We start from the raw sequence: 15,538 nt of genomic DNA, 5'->3' as shown, positions 1-15,538 counted from the left end.
CGCTTTGTATTTGACACCACCTTTGGCGAGCGCAGAATAGAGCGCCTAAACAGCCTTTGAGTATCTAATGGAAAACGCACAACCGCCACGCTTTGCCGAGGGCAGTCTTGCTCATGCGCTGCGCGATCGTTTTGATCGCGGCCAACGCCCTTTGCTGGTGGGTGTAGCGGGCGATAGCGGCAGCGGCAAAACCACTTATACCGAGGGTATAGAGTGGCTTTTGGGTGCCGATCTGGTCAGCCAAATCAGCCTCGATGGTTATCATAAAGAAGATCGTGCTACGCGGCGTCAATCTGGTGCTTCGCCCTTAGACCCTAACGCGAATCATCTAGCCCAAGCAGCGGCAGATTTAGCGCAATTACAACAAGGCATTGCCGTTGATATCCCGCGTTATGATCATCGGCAGGGGCAGTTTTTACCACCAAGGCGTCACACCCCAACCCCCGTCATCCTAATTGAGGGATTGCATACCCTGTATCCAGAGTTTCAATCGTTGCTAGATTTTCGGATCTTTGTGGATTCTGATGTGCGCGTGAAGCGTGAGTGGAAATTTACGCGCGACACTCAAGAGCGAGGTTATGCCGATACCGAGGCAGAATCACAGATTGCTTCACGAGCTGATGAGTTTGAAAAATGGCTGGCTGATCAACAATACGCGGCGGATGTGGTTGTGCGCATCCATCCGAGCACGCTTGGCACCTTAGCACTCGATGGTGTGGAAGATGACTGCAATGATACTTGCTACCACATCGAGGTCATCGTCACCCCTAATCAGTTAAGTCAGGGCTCGCTGTATTTTCCCGTTGATTTAAGCACGATGACGCGACAAGAAGCGCTGCCATTTATGCTGGCGATGATACCCAGTCGTTTTCAGGGGCATGGTGTGAACGTGCTACACGTCGATGGGCACATGCCACTGGCCGCGCTAGACACACTAGAAAATGAAATTCGGCAATTTATTGGCAAGCCCGCAGCACCTGCCACAACCACCGCGTCACAAGCACTACCCCCTACCATTCGATTTGCCCAAATGCTGGTGGCGTGGCCGTTTTTAGGCCATTTGGCCACACCTACAAACGCTGTTTAAAGGACTCAAGCGCCGGTTTGATCCGCTCAACGGCTTGATAGCCCTCTTCAATCGCGTCTGATCCACGATAAAGCTCCAGTAAACCGATATGGGCCAATTGCGGCGCAATTAAAACATCGGGGGGGTCGCCCGCCATACGGCTGCGGGTAATACGATCCTGCATAATCGTGACCGACGAAGCGATTACATCAAATACACCGGGTGAGGTTTCATGATCCCCTCGCTCAAACTGTCGTTGGAGCAAATCAGCACCATCCTTAAAGCCTTCTTTAAAGCCCATACTCAGCCGCTCGATCCAGCTTTTAGCATCTCCACTCTCCACAGAATCTGCCACGGCCGAGCGATGCTCACGCTCTATAAAATGCCGACCGATCAAGCCATCACTCAAATTGACCGCAATCACAAAGTCCGCGCCCATGGCATGGCACAGCGACACCGGCACGGGATTAACCAACCCCCCATCCACTAGCCATTCCCCTTCGTGATGGACTGGGGTGAACATACCGGGCAAAGCCATGGAAGCGCGCATGGCCGTTACCACATCACCGTCACGAAGCCAGCGCTCTTGGCCGGTGTATAACGAGGTTGCTACCACGCCTAGCGGCTGCTGAAGGTCTTTAAAGGTTTTTAGGCCAAAGGTCTCTCGAAACCGCTCGAGTAGTCGCTCTCCCTGAATAAAACCTCCATTGCCAAGCGCAAAGTCCATATGGGCCAGCACATCACGACGCGTTAATTTGCGCACCCAAGCCTCAAAGTCGTCAAAATGCCCATTGCATGCCATTGCCCCCACAATGGCACCCACCGAAGTGCCGGCAATTAAATCCGGGCGAATACCCTGGGCCTCAAGGCCCCGAATCACGCCGATATGCGCCCATCCTCTGGCAGCACCGCCGCCCAGCGCTAGTCCGATACGCGGTGCATCAGTCATCGTGAATCGCTTCCAATTCGATAATAAGCTCTACCTCGTCACCCACCAGCTCGCCCTCAAGCGCATAATCCATGCCGAATTCGCTCCTCAGCAGTGCACCGCGGGCCGAAACACCTAAGGTATCGGCACCACCAATTGGGTGAGGGGCACGCTGATTAATCACGACATCCAGGGTTAAGGGCTGAGTGACGCCCAGCATCGTGAGCTCCCCTACCAACTCGCCGGTGTTTGCTGAGGCCGGTCGAAACTCGGTGGCTTCAAAAACAATCTGCGGGTGTTCATCAACATGTAGAAAATCGGCATTGCGTACATGTTCATCACGCCGTTTATGCCCACTAAACACGCTGGCGGCATCAACCACTACGCGCCCTGAATGTAATACCTGATTTGTTTCGTCATACACAAATTCACCTTCGGCCTCGGTAAACTGCCCTAACACACCCGCATATTGCGCATGACCCACAATAAAACCAATGCTCAGATGGCTTTCATCCAATACAAACCGTTCTGGCTCAGCAACCGCAACGCTCGTTACTAAAACGCCAGCCAGCGCCATGAATGATGTGATCTTTACCATGGTTATCTCCTCAACATATCAACCATAAATGAATAACTGAGCAGCAAAAGCAGACCGGCCGCAACGGGCGCTGATGCGGTTGCTGGCATACCCGGGGCCAAACAAAGCGCTAAACCGACTCCTTGAATGCCACAAATTACCCGGCGCCGCTGAGAAAACGGCAACGGCGCCCGCAACGCAGGCCGAAATTGACTGATCAGGACAAACACATAGCGCCACAACCCAATCAGCAGAACCCAGATACCGGCGCGATCTAAAGCAAACAACCATAAACTAAAGATCATTAACATGGCCGCATCCACTTCCATATCAAAGCGGGCGCCAAAAGGCCGTTCACACTTTAGTCGGCGTGCAATTGCCCCATCCAGCGCATCCAATAGCGCAACGACCATCGCCAGTGCAAAAACCAACCCACTATCCACCTGTGAAGGGCTTGCGCCCAACAGCAAGGCACTTAGCAAAATAAGCAGCATCACCCGACCCAGCGTGACTCGATCGGCCGGCGTAAAAGCACGCACTTCACTTGTACCGCCAATGACTGCCACAAACACCACCCAACCAAGCAGCGTCAATGGCAGCACACGAATCGAGCCCTCACTGCCCGCTTGCGCGAGCCATGCCCCCGCTGCCATCACAACAATGCCCATGAATAGCAAATCTGGCAAAATTCCCAGCCAGCGATCAAAGCGGCCCGCCGCACGCATGCTACGCTCTCCTTAGTTTTTGACTCTTTGCCAGTAGGACACAGCTTTGCCAGCCATCACAACCCATGCATTTTGGATCGATTCACCCCAATCTGGTTCAATTCACCAGGGGCATTGTGCTGCACCATCACCTGACATGCTGCAAGTTCGCACACTTTATAGCGGAATTAGCCGCGGCACCGAAGCACTTGTTTGGAACGGCTTAGTTCCAGAAAGCGAATATCAACGCATGCGTGCGCCGTTTCAGGAAGGCCATTTCCCTGCCCCCGTTAAATACGGCTATGCCAACGTGGGTGTGGTGGAGGTGGGGCCATCGGATTGGGTGGGTGCGCAGGTGTTTTGCCTCTTCCCCCATCAAGATCGTTATGTCGTGCCACAGCAAGCCGCCCATCGCTTACCCGAAGACTTACCCGCCGAGCGCGGCATATTAGCGGCAAATGTTGAAACCGCAATTAACGCGATCTGGGATTTACAACCGCAAATGGGCGAGCGTATTGCTGTTATTGGCGCCGGTGTTGTAGGTTGCTTAGTGGCAAGCCTGATACAAGCAATGCCAGGCTGCCAAGCGCAACTGATTGACATCAACCCTGCGCGTGCAACAACAGCCGCTGCGCTGGGCGTTGAATTTGCAACGCCACAGACGGCATGGACGCAAGCCGATCGCGTGGTGCATACCAGCGCAACACAGGCCGGGCTTAACCATGCACTCACTCTTGTTGCCACCAACGGCGTAATTCTTGAGATGAGCTGGTTTGGCAAGACCCCGGTCTCATTACCTTTAGGACAAGATTTTCACGCGCGTCGTCTAACACTGCGCTCCAGCCAAGTGGGGCAGGTGCCGCCGCATAGGGCTTCACAATGGACTACCGATGGCCGGCTTAACCTAGCGCTGAGCTTGCTGGCAGAAAACACGGCTTGGGACGCGCTAATTGATAGCGAATCTGCCTTTGCAGAACTACCCCAAACCATGCCTAAAATCGCATCAGGGCAGGGCCTCTGCCATCGGATCATTTACCCGGAGACTACTTAATGTACACCGTAACCGTTCGTGATCATTTTATGATTGCTCATAGCTTTCAGGGCAATACTTTTGGCCCAGCACAAGCGCTTCATGGCGCCACATACACCACTGATGCCAGCTTCTATCGAGAGCAACTCGACGCCGATGGCGTGGTGGTTGATATTGCCAGAGCCACCGATGTGCTAAAGAGCCTATTGGCCCGATATAACCTAAAAAATCTCGATGACTTACCCGAGTTCTCGGGTATCAATACCACCACTGAATATTTGGCAGGCCATATCGCCCAGGCGCTGATTGAGGCCATTCATCAAGGCCAGTTGGGCGAAGGGGCTCGAAAAATCACTGGGTTAAAAGTGACCTTGCATGAGTCGCATGTTGCCTCTGCAGCTTATGAGCAAACGCTGTAGGCCAACGGCATTGCATTTTTTAGTGCCTGGCTCCATCAATCGGCCGACGGGCGGCAGTCGTTACGATCGAGAAATAGTGAATGCACTCATCGCACAGGGGCATTCAGTAGCGGTAACAGAGCTTACCGGGCAGTTTCCAGGCCCAGATCAAATAGCGGCCCAAGCCGTAGAAGCCGCGCTCAATGCAATTGAGTCAAATAGCTCAGTGATTATTGATGGCCTAGTGCTCGGGGGGTTACCTGAGTCTTTCGCGCCCCATGCTCAGCGCTTGGAACTGATCGCCCTAGTCCACCACCCGCTTTGCCTGGAAAGTGGGCTATCAACTCAAGCGGCAGAGGCACTCCAACAGCGGGAAAAACAAGCCCTTAGCTATTGCCAAAAAGTTATTGCCACCAGCGAACATACGCGTTTACAGCTGGCCGCTTTAGATCTTTACCAAGACACCGTGATAACGGTAGAGCCAGGTTGCGCGCCTGCGCCATTAAGCACTGGTGGCCATGCTGATCAAATTGAGCTGATTTGCGTTGGCAGTATCACACCACGAAAGGGGCAGGATGTATTAGTTGAGGCACTGAGCCAGATTAGCGATGATGCGCCCGCTTGGCACTGCCAGCTTATAGGCTCTACCGAGCTCGCGCCCGCATTCGCCCAAAACGTTAGCCAGCAGATTGAGCACGCCAATCTTGCTCATCGAGTTACCCTAGCTGGCGCACTAGAGGCAGCCGCGCTAACCCAAGCCTATGCAACGGCTGACTGCCTGATTTTGCCATCACGCTATGAAGGCTATGGCATGGTTGTTACCGAGGCCATTGCACGGGGCCTACCCATTATTACGACAACGGCCGGAGCACTCGTCGATACGCTGCCGCCCCATGCAGGAATTGCGGTAAATCCCAATGATGCCGCTGCACTAAAAGTGGCAATCCAATCATTTTTGACCGATGCCTCACTCCAGCAACGCTTGCGCGATGGCGCACGAGACGCCCGCCAACACCTAACCCCATGGTCTGTGCGCGGACAGGCATTTAGTGACGCACTAACAAAGGAATGAGCACCGAATGAGCGAACATTTTGCGGCCGATTGGCTGACTCTGCGTGAGCCCGCCGATCATCGCGCTCGGGCGAGTCGCTTAATCGCCCCACTCAATGCCGCTGTGGCCGGGCAGACACAGCTGCGTGTGCTGGATTTAGGCGCAGGCAGGGGCAGCAATTATCGCTACCTTTCCCCAAAGCTGGCACTGCCTCAGCATTGGACGCTTTATGATCATGACTCAGCCCTACTCGCCCACACCGAAAAAGAAGACGAAGTCACGCGTGTGGTGGGGGATTTAAAGGCCCTCATCAGCGGAAACGAACGATTACTTCTGAAAAACACCGATTTAATTACAGCCTCTGCCCTGCTCGATTTAGTCAGTGCTCCGTGGCTTGATGCACTTATTGATCACGTGGTTGCCCAACGCATTCCTGCCCTATTTGCGCTTAGCTACGATGGGCATATTAGTCGTGTGCCCGCGACAGTGACTGACCAAGCGCTGGAGACTGCGGTTAATATCCATCAGCGCAGTGACAAGGGCTTTGGCCCGGCCCTTGGGCCTGATGCAAGCCAATACTGTGCTAAGCGATTTCGTGAGCACGGTTATCGCGTTTATGTTGCTGACAGTCCATGGCAACTGGGCGCTGATGAAACTGAATTACAACAACTACTGATTAGCGGCTGGGTACAGGCCGCCTCAGCGGTACAGCCCGAGAACGCGGCAATGTTTGCTCAATGGCAACAGGATCACCTTAAACAGATGGCTCACAAACAGCTGCGTGTTGGCCATCAAGATCTATTAGCGCTGCCTGCCTGATGCCTCGTTTACTGCGTTTTTTAATCAGCTTGCTGCTTATCGGCCTGATCGTCTGGCAGCTCGATCACGTAACGCTATTGCAGCGTCTACAAAACGCAAAAGCCGAGTGGCTAGTGGCAGCCGGCGCACTATTAACCCTGCAAATTCTGATTTCAGCTTGGCGCTGGCGCTATACCGCAGCACAACTGGGAATGGCGTTAACCGCCACCACTGCCGTTCGTGAGTACTATTTGGCCATCCTGATTAACCAAGTACTGCCGGGCGGCGTTTTAGGCGATGCACACCGGGCATGGCGTCATTCGAATACCTTAACGCGCCGCAGCCCAGCGTTTCAGGCAGTGGTGATTGAACGATTATCCGGGCAAATTGCCATGATTTTACTGGCACTGATATCGCTACCGATCGGCTCACTGGGTACGACGCTGGCTATCAGCTTACTCATTACCGCTGCGCTCCTATTGGTATTCTGGCTGTTAAGGCATCAGGCTCAGGTGGCCAATTGGTTACAAGCGTTGCGTATCGCGCTTTTAAACCCACCGGTGCTGCTAGTTCAACTGACCGCTTCATTGCTGGCAGCCATTGCCTGTGTGGCGGCTTTTGCCTGCTGTGTGATGGCCATCAACCCACAGGCCGCCAGTTCGCTAGCAGACTGGCTGCCACTCATTCCGCTGGTGTTATTTACCATGTTAATTCCGATTACCGTTGCCGGATGGGGGCTGCGTGAAGGCGCGGCCGCAGCGCTTTGGGCGTGGGCAACGCTATCTTCTGCAGACGGCGTGGCTGCTGCCTTTTTTTACGGCCTTATGGCTCTACTGACGGCTCTGCCGGGTCTTGTGGTGATTTGGCGGCGCGGCAGTCCAGTCTGAACAACATATCTTCACCCAGCGAAAAGCGTTTAACCGGCAAACGCTTGGCCTGATCCATGTGGCTAATGGGCGGCAGCGTAAGCCCCGTTGGCCCCGCGCCAATCACGACCGGTGCAATGGTTAAATAAAGCCAATCCAATAAGTCAGCAGCAAACCAGGCAGACACCGTTCTCGCTCCGCCTTCAACCAGCAATTGTTGCACGCCCCGCTTTGCTAATGCCGCCAAGATACCCTGTGGGGTATAGGGCTGCGGATACAGGCATTCAATATGCGCAGGCAGCGATACTGTCTGATCGGGGGGCAGCAACAATAAGGTAGGCGCCTGATGATCATTAAAAACGGCATAGTGTGTGTCAAATGGCGCTCGGGGCGCCATAATCACACGTAGCGGATTTGCCCCAGCAACGTGCCGCACCGTTAATTGGGGGTTATCTTTAATCAGAGTGCCTGGGCCAATGAGTACCGCATCACAGATTTCACGTAGTTGATGCAGGTGAACCCGATCAGCTTGGCTTGTGACAAAATGGGAATGGCCAGTGACGGTTGCAATACGGCCATCTAAACTCTGCCCTAATTGCGCAATCACCTGTGGCCTATTGGCGTAATGATCCCGTAATACGTCGTACGGGGAATTGTTACCCTGCTCCATGGTCTATTCCTTTTGAACAAAAATAAGGAGTCATAATGCAACGCATCCGACGAGCGCTGGCAGAGCTTAGAAGTGGCGAGCCACTTTTTTTAAGTGATGAACGAGACCCCAGTTTAATTCTGGCTGTAGAGACACTCAACGCAAACCGGCTAGAAATGCTCAAGGCATTTACCGAAAAGCCGCTACGCCTTTTGGTAACTGCGCACCGCGCTCGCTCTCTAGGCTATGCAACGGAAGGGGATGGCCCCGTTGCCTTATCTTTAGCGGATACACCGAACATTGAAGCACTTGCCGGGCTATGTTGCGCAGGCACTGCTAAAAACCAAATCGCCCCGATAGCTCATTTGCATTTAATGGATACCGCAGCTATTGCGCTGGCGCGGCGCGCGCGTTTACTGCCTTGTTTAATTTCCGCCAGCATTGCGCCCCAATACACCGCTATCGTGGCACAGCAAGTAATCGACGGAGAGCTCCTCTCCGTTCCGCGACCGTTGCTGCAGCAGATTAACGCCCAGACCACCGAAAAGCCCGAGCGTATTAGCGAGGCTCGCGTTCCGCTCAGCGAATCGGAAGAGGCCCGATTTGTGCTGTATCGCGAACCCGATGGCCTGGGTGAGCATGTTGCGGTTATTGTTGGTAATCCTAATGAATGGCCAGACGCACCAGCGGTAAGACTGCATTCTGCCTGCCTGACCGGTGATTTATTTGGGTCGCTGCGCTGTGACTGCGGCGAGCAACTGCGCCGCGGTGTGGCAGGCATTGCCGCTGCGGGCGGAGGGGTTTTGCTCTATCTCGATCAAGAAGGCCGGGGTATTGGTCTTGCCAACAAATTACGGGCCTATGCGCTGCAAGATAGTGGATATGACACGATTGATGCAGACGCAGAATTAGGCTTTGGCGATGATGAACGCCAATACGAGGGCACAGCCGCGATCTTGCAGGATTTAGGTATTAAGCAATTGACGCTATTTACCAATAACCCCGCCAAAATTAACGCCCTTGAGGCAGCCGGTATTTCTGTAAAAGGCCGTGAAGCGGTACTTGGTGAGCTTAACCACCACAACGCGCGTTACCTGAATGCCAAGTCTGATCGTGCTGGCCATTTGCTTGACGAGATTCTTATTGAAGATCAGCCATCTCGATGATGAGCTGATTTAAAGCCATGGCATAACGCGCAGCGAGCTGCTCACCGAGCTCGCTTGTGCCCAGTGTGGCGTTGCCTGCAACGCCCGCCGCGCAAAGATCTTCTGCCATCCAAGCTAATTGGCCATTGAGCAACGCGGCGGTGGCGTTGGGCTGCCAATCAGACACGGCCGCATCACGCACCAAATCAGGCATAAAATAGCGCATTAGAGCGGTTTCTATTGCACCGCCGTGCAAATCGTACTGCCGCACAGCCGCAGGCAAAAGGCTTTCTGGTATTGGCCAGTCAAAGTAACAAACGCTGGCCACCTGCAGCCCAAAATCCCGACGCAAACGCGTAGCGGCAATATCTAAGCCGGCTTTATTGCCACCATGCCCACTAAAAAAAACCAACCGCCGCCCGCCGGCCGCTGCAAAGCTTGCGCCGCATTCATACGCTACAGCCTGCAGCGTATTGGGCTCTAACGATAGCGTACCGGCAAATGCATGATGCTCAATGCTATCGCCAAGCGGCAGGAGCGGTAGCCGAATCACTGAAATCGGGCCTGATAGTTGCTCAAGCGCATAGTCAACCAATGATTCAGCCAACAAACTATCGGTGGCAAATGGAAGGTGCGGGCCATGCTGCTCGAAGGCACCCATTGGCAGAATGGCGACCGGGTTTTTAGCCATTAACGCCGGAATATCAGGCGCTGCTAGCGTTTTCCAGTGATGTACTGCCATTAGCGGCGCTCCAAAGCATCTAAACGGTCTGCCAGCAAATTGGGAAAACGCTTAAACCAGACTGCGTTTAGTGGTGAGGGATGCGGCAAGGGGTGCAGTGTTAATGTTCGCCCTGCAACTGCTGTTGGCCCTTGGTATTCAATCGGCAAGCTTTTAGTAAACCGATCCGCAGATTCCCAATGGGTTTTAATTGCCTGACCCACGGCTTTGCTTTGAGCAAGGGCAAACCAAAAAAATGCCTCACGTCCTAACGTAATGACGTTGTCTCCATGCCACTGCGTAAGCAAAACCTCAGCCACTAACGGCTGAAACTGGCGCTTCACCGACATTGACCAGGCCTTATTACCGATTGGCTTATAAGGCACTGTGTTTGCCCAAAAATAGGCATCTCCCGCCATGTCAGGATCACGCGCATGCAATACATTGCGAATCTGCCGGCCACCCGCGCCAACAAAGGGCAGGCCGACGTTAACTTCTTCACGCCCAGGGTCACGGCCAAAAAAGGCAATCTTTGCATGCTTTGGCCCAAGGCCAAAAATCGGCTCGCAGGGGTCTCGGCCAGCAGCCGCATAGGCACTGCGGTCAACACCTTCGAGGTTTTGAGCGAGGGCTCGAAGCCCCGCGTTAATGAATGGTTGCCTGTCGCTCACGCGTATCCCGCAGCACACCAAGCACATCAGACTCCCAACTGCGCGCAAGCCGCGATTTGGCAACCACGGCGGAAATTTCATCTGGGCTGGCAACGGCACCATCTGCGTTACCAACAGCAATCCTTGAACGGTGCTCATCACGCAGCTCATACGCCCGCTCACCCGTATCGCCATCGCCCACGCGCAGCGTAATTTCATCGGCTTCAATAACCGCGCGCCAATTAATCTGCGCCGTCCAGCCTCGTTCATTACCGTAAATGGATACACCAGCAAGCTCATGGCCTTTGCCAACACTACTGTCCATTACGTGCACACTACTATCCATATGCTCAAATGGGCTTTCTTCTAGAATCTGCAAAAGAATTTCTTTAGAGATTAGAGCATCGGCATTCATTGCTTTGCCTCCTTTTACAGCGCGCATACCTCTATCATACAGCCGCGCGCGCAGTCTGTTGAGTCACGATGCATTCGGGTATGCTTTCGGGTATGGGGACAACCGATAATCAAAAGCGCCGTCGGGCTGAACGCACCCGAGTGTTCTTGCAAGCACTCTGCGAGCACTTTCCACAGTGCTTTACCGCAGACCGTGCCGCCGTGCGTCCTCTGGCGATTGGTATACAGGCAACGCTGAAGGCAGCACTAACCGAGCATGAAACGCTAGCAGAAACGCCGGCATGGCTGGTTCGGCAAGCGCTGGCTCGTTATACCGGGTCCCCTGCCTACCTGCAGGCCATTATTGACGGCAAACCCCGAATTAACCTGCAGGGAGAAACCGTCGAAGCGGTATCGCCTGAAGCCATCGCCGCTGCTAAAGACCGACGGACACAGCAAAAAGCCGCTGCAGAGGCGCGTCGCAAAGCACAGGCAGAGGCAGCCGCAGCCGAGCGCCGTGCCGCTAAGCTTAATCGCCTAGCCGAACACTTCAACAACAAAGACTAAGGGAGCAGTGCATGTTGTGGGAGGGATGGCTCACCCTTGGGGTGGTTCTTGCTGCACTCATCGCGATGGCATCGCATCGGGCATCACCTTTGGCTGCCTTATTTACCGCGCTTGCCATATTAATGACTACCGCCGCAGCTACGGGCTCCAACCGATTACTAAGTGCTGGTGAGGCCGCCAGTGGCTTTGGCAATATCGGGCTCATCACCGTTGGGCTGCTTTTTGCCGTGGCCAATGGACTTACCCGCACTGGCGCCATTCAGTGGCTTATTCAACCGCTACTGGGTCAGGCAAAAGGTCTTGCCTCAGCACAAATTCGGCTGCTCACCCCAGTCGCTGGCTTAAGTGCATTTTTAAATAACACGCCGATTGTGGCGGTCTTTTTACCCGTGATAGATGATCTGGCCCGTCGCCTAAAAGTGCCGGCGTCACGGCTTTATTTGCCGTTGAGCTACGCGGCCATTCTTGGCGGTACTTGTACATTAATTGGCACCAGTACCAACCTTATTGTTAACGAGCTTTTATTGGAGCGCGATGGCCTTGGCCTTGCCCTGTTCGACCTTGCTTGGGTGGGCATTCCTGCCTTGGCGCTGGGTCTGCTTTATATCGTTTTAATGTCAGGCCTGTTGCTGCCGGATCGAGCCGATGCGCGACGCGAGCAGCTTGATCCAAAACGCTACACGGTTGAGGTAGAGGTTGAGGAAGACGGGGCGCTTGTCGATCAAACCGTTGAAGAGGCGGGACTGCGCCATCTGCCCGGGCTTTTCTTGGCCGAAATTGAGCGCCATGGCCGTATCATTCCGGCGGTTGGTCCCAACGAACGCCTGCAAGGTGGTGATCGGCTAGTGCTTGTTGGCATTCTCGACTCGGTTGTCGATTTACATCAAATGCGTGGCCTGCGCCCTGCCACCGATGCGGTAGAAAACCTAGAAGCGCCAAAAACGGAGCGCTGCCTTGTTGAGGCGGTGGTTGCAGAAACCTGCCCCCTCGTTGGCCGTAGTATTCGTGTGGGTCGCTTTCGCGAACGCTATCGCGCCGCAGTTATTGCGGTTTCGCGCGGTAACCGCCAGCTAGAAGGCAAAATCGGTGACATTGTCTTACGCCCCGGCGATACGCTATTGCTAGAAACTCACCCAGAATTTATTGATGCGCATCGCGATAGTCGTGACTTTTATCTCGTTAGCGGTGTTAGCGACTCCAGTGCCGTGCGGCATGAAAAAGCGCCAATTGCACTACCGATTATGGCCATTATGGTGCTGTTAGCCGCATCACCATGGGTCACGATGCTCAATGCGGCTTTGCTTGCCGTGATTGCACTCATCGTTACGCGCTGCGTTAATCTGAGCGAAGCACTGCGCGCAATACGCTGGGATGTTCTACTGGTTATTGGGGCCGCAATCGGGCTAGGGCAGTCATTAAACAACAGCGGTGCCGCCGAGGTAATTGGCCTACAAGTGATTACCCTGACCGCAGACCATCCGCTTTTGACATTACTGGCAATCTACCTGTTAACCTCTATTACAACGGAAGCTGTTACCAATAACGCCGCCGCGGTGCTTATTTTTCCCATCGCCATGGCGGCTGCCGATGCGCTGGGTGCCTCGCCAATGCCTTATGTGGTGGCGATAATGGTGGCGGCCTCGGCGGCATTTGCAACGCCTATTGGTTATCAGACTAACCTGATGGTAATGGGCCCCGGCGGTTATCGCTTCTTAGATTATGTGCGCTTTGGCTTGCCGTTAAACCTGCTAGTAATGACTGTTGCCATGCTGATTATCCCGCGCATCTGGCCACTTTAAGGATCAAAACCATGCAAAAAGCACTCGATACCGCTTGGGAACAACACATTCTGCCCACACTCATGGAATTTGTTCGCATTCCGGCTTTATCGCCCGGCTTTGATGCGGATTGGGCGCGCAATGGGCATATTGATGCGGCTGTTGCGCTTGCCGAAAACTGGTGTCGTCAGCATGCCCCAGAGGGCACGCAAATTGAGGTGCTGCGGCTGCCGGGCCGCACGCCGCTGTTGTTTGTGGAAATCCCTGGCACCGGCGCTGGCGAAGCTATCCTGTACGGGCATTTAGACAAACAGCCCGAATCGACGGGGTGGGATGCCGGCAAAGGCCCTTGGAAGCCGGTTATTGAGAATGATCGTCTCTACGGCCGCGGAGCTGCCGATGATGGCTATGCCATGTTCGCCTCGTTATGGGCGATTCGTTTATTGCATGATGCTGGGCTGCCCTACCCCACCTGCCGTTTGGTTATCGAATGTGCTGAAGAAAGCGGCAGCCCCGACCTGCCCGCCTGCCTCAACCATCTGGGCAAGCGCCTGGGCAACCCCGGGTTAGTCGTTTGCCTCGACTCTGGCTGCGCCAATTATGACCAACTGTGGGTGACTACCTCGCTGCGCGGCATGCTGGCCGGGGATTTGACCGTTAAAGTGCTCGAAGCGGGCGTGCATTCCGGCGATGCCAGCGGTGTGGTGCCCTCTAGCTTTCGTATTGCACGGGAGCTGCTTGATCGTATCGAAGACACTACCACAGGCGAGATCAAGCTCTCTGCACTGCAGGCAACCATTCCTGAAGAGCGACAACAGCAAGCCCAAACTGCCGCAGGAGTTATTGGTGAGCAGCTGGCTGGTAAATTTCCTTTTACCGGCTCAACGCAGCCACTCACCGATGACCCAGCCACGCTGATACTCAATCGCACATGGCGGCCGTGGTTAGAGATAATCGGTGCCGAGGGCCTGCCACCGACCGGTGAAGCGGGCAACGTACTACGGTCAGGCACCACATTGCGCTTGTCCATGCGCCTGCCACCCACCGTGCCAAGCAGCGCCGCGGCGCAGGCAATGGCCGATGCACTCACGGCCAACCCGCCCTACGGCGCCTCGGTGAGCTTTAACGGCGGTGGTGGTGCCGATGGCTGGGATGCCCCCGCCTTTTCAGGCTGGTTAGGTGAAAGCCTCGAACGCGCCTCAAAGACTTGGTTTGGCAAGCCCGCCGTGTTTATGGGTGAAGGCGGAAGCATTCCGCTCATGAACTTGCTCGCTGGAAAATTTCCAGCGGCTAAGTTTTTGGTTACCGGCGTGCTGGGGCCAGGCTCAAACGCGCATGGGCCCAATGAGTTTTTGCACCTGCCCATGGCTCGTCGGCTAACCGGTGTTGTGGCCGAGGCGTTAACCGCCCAAGCCACTACCAAGGAATAGACTGACCATCCCAGGCAATAAAACGGCCCGAATCCTCGGGCTGTGCCCGGTCGATATGTGCCAGTAGCTGCTCAGCAACAAAATCTGGGGTAAATAACTTGCCAGTGGGCACACGGGATTGAAACGGTGCTGATAAGGCCGAATCGGTGGTGCCTGGGTGCAGTGCCAAGCAAATCACTCGCCGCGCCCGCCGCGCGCATTCTATGGCCATCCCGCGAGTAAACATATTCTGTGCAGCTTTGCTCATCCGATAGGCATACCAACCGCCTAACGAATTATCCGTAATACTGCCCACACGGGCAGAAAGACTGGCAAATACGGCCCGATCTTTATGGTTAAGCAATCCAAGGCAATGCCGGCCAATCAGCGCTGGCGCCATCGCATTAATTTGGTAGTTAGCCAGTAGCCCCTCAGCAGAAAGATCTTCTAAGCGTTTTTCAGGCCGAATGCCCGCCTCATCGTCATGCAAAATGCCAAAAGCATTGATCAGCAGATGCAGGCAAGGAGTTTCTTCAGCAATACGCGCTGCCATCGCCTGAATGGAGCTTGGGTCTGTGAGCTCGACGGAAATCGGCACAACGGTATCGCCACAGGCCTCTACCAAAGCTTGCATCACAGGAGAGTGAACTTGGCGCGATGCCGCCCACACCCGCTGAACGCCCACTTGGTTAGCCAATCGGCGCACAAACGCAGCGCCAATGGCCCCCGTGGCACCCACAACAAGCACATTTGATTGCTGACCCAAGGTATTCATCCGTTCTTACTCCTGACCGCGTTACAATTTAA

18 protein-coding genes are annotated in these 15,538 nt (G+C 54.5%); 10 read left to right on the top strand and 8 right to left on the bottom strand.

All coding sequences use genetic code 11. The annotated features are described in order from the left end of the window. Nucleotides 1-67: 67 nt before the first annotated feature. Nucleotides 68-1,087, top strand: a complete 1,020-nt coding sequence (locus GH984_RS09000) for a phosphoribulokinase (protein ID WP_153719865.1) — start codon at nucleotides 68-70, stop codon at nucleotides 1,085-1,087. Here GH984_RS09000 and GH984_RS08995 read toward each other — a convergent pair. Genes GH984_RS08995 through GH984_RS08985 form a run of 3 tightly spaced genes read right to left on the bottom strand, consistent with a single transcriptional unit; the run spans nucleotide 1,071 to nucleotide 3,296 of the window. Then, nucleotides 1,071-2,015 carry a patatin-like phospholipase family protein gene (locus tag GH984_RS08995; RefSeq protein WP_153719864.1) on the bottom strand — a complete coding sequence of 315 codons (945 nt, stop codon included), beginning with the start codon at nucleotides 2,013-2,015 and terminating at the stop codon, nucleotides 1,071-1,073. The genes GH984_RS09000 and GH984_RS08995 overlap by 17 nt on opposite strands. Then, nucleotides 2,008-2,592, bottom strand: coding sequence for a YceI family protein (locus GH984_RS08990; protein ID WP_153719863.1), 585 nt, complete (start codon nucleotides 2,590-2,592; stop codon nucleotides 2,008-2,010). Before GH984_RS08990 ends, GH984_RS08995 begins: the two co-directional genes overlap by 8 nt. A 2-nt stretch (nucleotides 2,593-2,594) precedes the next feature. Continuing rightward, nucleotides 2,595-3,296, bottom strand: coding sequence for a CDP-alcohol phosphatidyltransferase family protein (locus GH984_RS08985; protein ID WP_153719862.1), 702 nt, complete (start codon nucleotides 3,294-3,296; stop codon nucleotides 2,595-2,597). Nucleotides 3,297-3,342: 46 nt separating this feature from the next. On the opposite strand from GH984_RS08985, the gene GH984_RS08980 reads away from it, so the two are divergent. Genes GH984_RS08980 through GH984_RS08960 form a run of 5 tightly spaced genes read left to right on the top strand, consistent with a single transcriptional unit; the run spans nucleotide 3,343 to nucleotide 7,440 of the window. Then, a complete protein-coding gene (locus tag GH984_RS08980; protein WP_153719861.1) occupies nucleotides 3,343-4,326 on the top strand; it encodes a zinc-dependent alcohol dehydrogenase in 984 nt (327 codons plus the stop codon). Beyond that, nucleotides 4,326-4,724 carry a 6-pyruvoyl trahydropterin synthase family protein gene (locus GH984_RS08975; RefSeq protein ID WP_153719860.1) on the top strand — a complete coding sequence of 133 codons (399 nt, stop codon included), beginning with the start codon at nucleotides 4,326-4,328 and terminating at the stop codon, nucleotides 4,722-4,724. The genes GH984_RS08980 and GH984_RS08975 overlap by 1 nt, the downstream gene beginning before the upstream one ends. Continuing rightward, a complete protein-coding gene (locus GH984_RS08970; protein WP_153719859.1) occupies nucleotides 4,681-5,775 on the top strand; it encodes a glycosyltransferase family 4 protein in 1,095 nt (364 codons plus the stop codon). Before GH984_RS08975 ends, GH984_RS08970 begins: the two co-directional genes overlap by 44 nt. Before the next feature lie 7 nt (nucleotides 5,776-5,782). Beyond that, nucleotides 5,783-6,574 carry a class I SAM-dependent methyltransferase gene (locus GH984_RS08965; RefSeq protein WP_153719858.1) on the top strand — a complete coding sequence of 264 codons (792 nt, stop codon included), beginning with the start codon at nucleotides 5,783-5,785 and terminating at the stop codon, nucleotides 6,572-6,574. Further along, nucleotides 6,574-7,440 (top strand): lysylphosphatidylglycerol synthase transmembrane domain-containing protein, encoded by an 867-nt coding sequence (locus GH984_RS08960; RefSeq protein ID WP_153719857.1) that lies wholly within the window; start codon nucleotides 6,574-6,576, stop codon nucleotides 7,438-7,440. The genes GH984_RS08965 and GH984_RS08960 overlap by 1 nt, the downstream gene beginning before the upstream one ends. Here GH984_RS08960 and GH984_RS08955 read toward each other — a convergent pair. Further along, entirely contained in the window at nucleotides 7,376-8,089 is a 714-nt protein-coding gene (locus GH984_RS08955) for a RibD family protein (RefSeq protein WP_153719856.1), read from the bottom strand. The genes GH984_RS08960 and GH984_RS08955 overlap by 65 nt on opposite strands. Nucleotides 8,090-8,124: 35 nt before the next feature. On the opposite strand from GH984_RS08955, the gene GH984_RS08950 reads away from it, so the two are divergent. Beyond that, nucleotides 8,125-9,234, top strand: a complete 1,110-nt coding sequence (locus GH984_RS08950; protein WP_153719855.1) for a GTP cyclohydrolase II — start codon at nucleotides 8,125-8,127, stop codon at nucleotides 9,232-9,234. Here the strand turns inward: GH984_RS08950 and GH984_RS08945 are convergent. Genes GH984_RS08945 through GH984_RS08935 form a run of 3 tightly spaced genes read right to left on the bottom strand, consistent with a single transcriptional unit; the run spans nucleotide 9,209 to nucleotide 10,999 of the window. Beyond that, a complete protein-coding gene (locus GH984_RS08945) occupies nucleotides 9,209-9,955 on the bottom strand; it encodes a creatininase family protein (RefSeq protein WP_153719854.1) in 747 nt (248 codons plus the stop codon). The two genes, GH984_RS08950 and GH984_RS08945, sit on opposite strands and share 26 nt — an antisense overlap. Further along, nucleotides 9,955-10,605, bottom strand: a complete 651-nt coding sequence (locus GH984_RS08940) for a uracil-DNA glycosylase family protein (protein WP_369692027.1) — start codon at nucleotides 10,603-10,605, stop codon at nucleotides 9,955-9,957. Before GH984_RS08940 ends, GH984_RS08945 begins: the two co-directional genes overlap by 1 nt. Continuing rightward, a complete protein-coding gene (locus GH984_RS08935) occupies nucleotides 10,580-10,999 on the bottom strand; it encodes a hypothetical protein (protein WP_153719852.1) in 420 nt (139 codons plus the stop codon). Before GH984_RS08935 ends, GH984_RS08940 begins: the two co-directional genes overlap by 26 nt. A 68-nt stretch (nucleotides 11,000-11,067) precedes the next feature. On the opposite strand from GH984_RS08935, the gene GH984_RS08930 reads away from it, so the two are divergent. Genes GH984_RS08930 through GH984_RS08920 form a run of 3 tightly spaced genes read left to right on the top strand, consistent with a single transcriptional unit; the run spans nucleotide 11,068 to nucleotide 14,752 of the window. Continuing rightward, on the top strand, nucleotides 11,068-11,544 hold the full coding sequence (locus tag GH984_RS08930) for a ProQ/FINO family protein (protein ID WP_253939190.1): 477 nt from the start codon (nucleotides 11,068-11,070) through the stop codon (nucleotides 11,542-11,544). Between the two features lie 11 nt (nucleotides 11,545-11,555). Next, nucleotides 11,556-13,343 carry an SLC13 family permease gene (locus GH984_RS08925; protein ID WP_153719850.1) on the top strand — a complete coding sequence of 596 codons (1,788 nt, stop codon included), beginning with the start codon at nucleotides 11,556-11,558 and terminating at the stop codon, nucleotides 13,341-13,343. Between the two features lie 11 nt (nucleotides 13,344-13,354). Further along, on the top strand, nucleotides 13,355-14,752 hold the full coding sequence (locus GH984_RS08920) for a M20/M25/M40 family metallo-hydrolase (RefSeq protein WP_153719849.1): 1,398 nt from the start codon (nucleotides 13,355-13,357) through the stop codon (nucleotides 14,750-14,752). Here the strand turns inward: GH984_RS08920 and GH984_RS08915 are convergent. Then, on the bottom strand, nucleotides 14,739-15,506 hold the full coding sequence (locus tag GH984_RS08915) for an SDR family NAD(P)-dependent oxidoreductase (protein ID WP_153719848.1): 768 nt from the start codon (nucleotides 15,504-15,506) through the stop codon (nucleotides 14,739-14,741). The genes GH984_RS08920 and GH984_RS08915 overlap by 14 nt on opposite strands. Nucleotides 15,507-15,538 lie beyond the last annotated feature (32 nt).

The organism is Spiribacter salilacus (assembly GCF_009649225.1).
GTDB classification, from domain to species: domain Bacteria; phylum Pseudomonadota; class Gammaproteobacteria; order Nitrococcales; family Nitrococcaceae; genus Spiribacter; species Spiribacter salilacus.
Note: the sequence above shows the minus strand (reverse complement) of the source record. Positions and strands in the feature narration are given on the sequence as shown.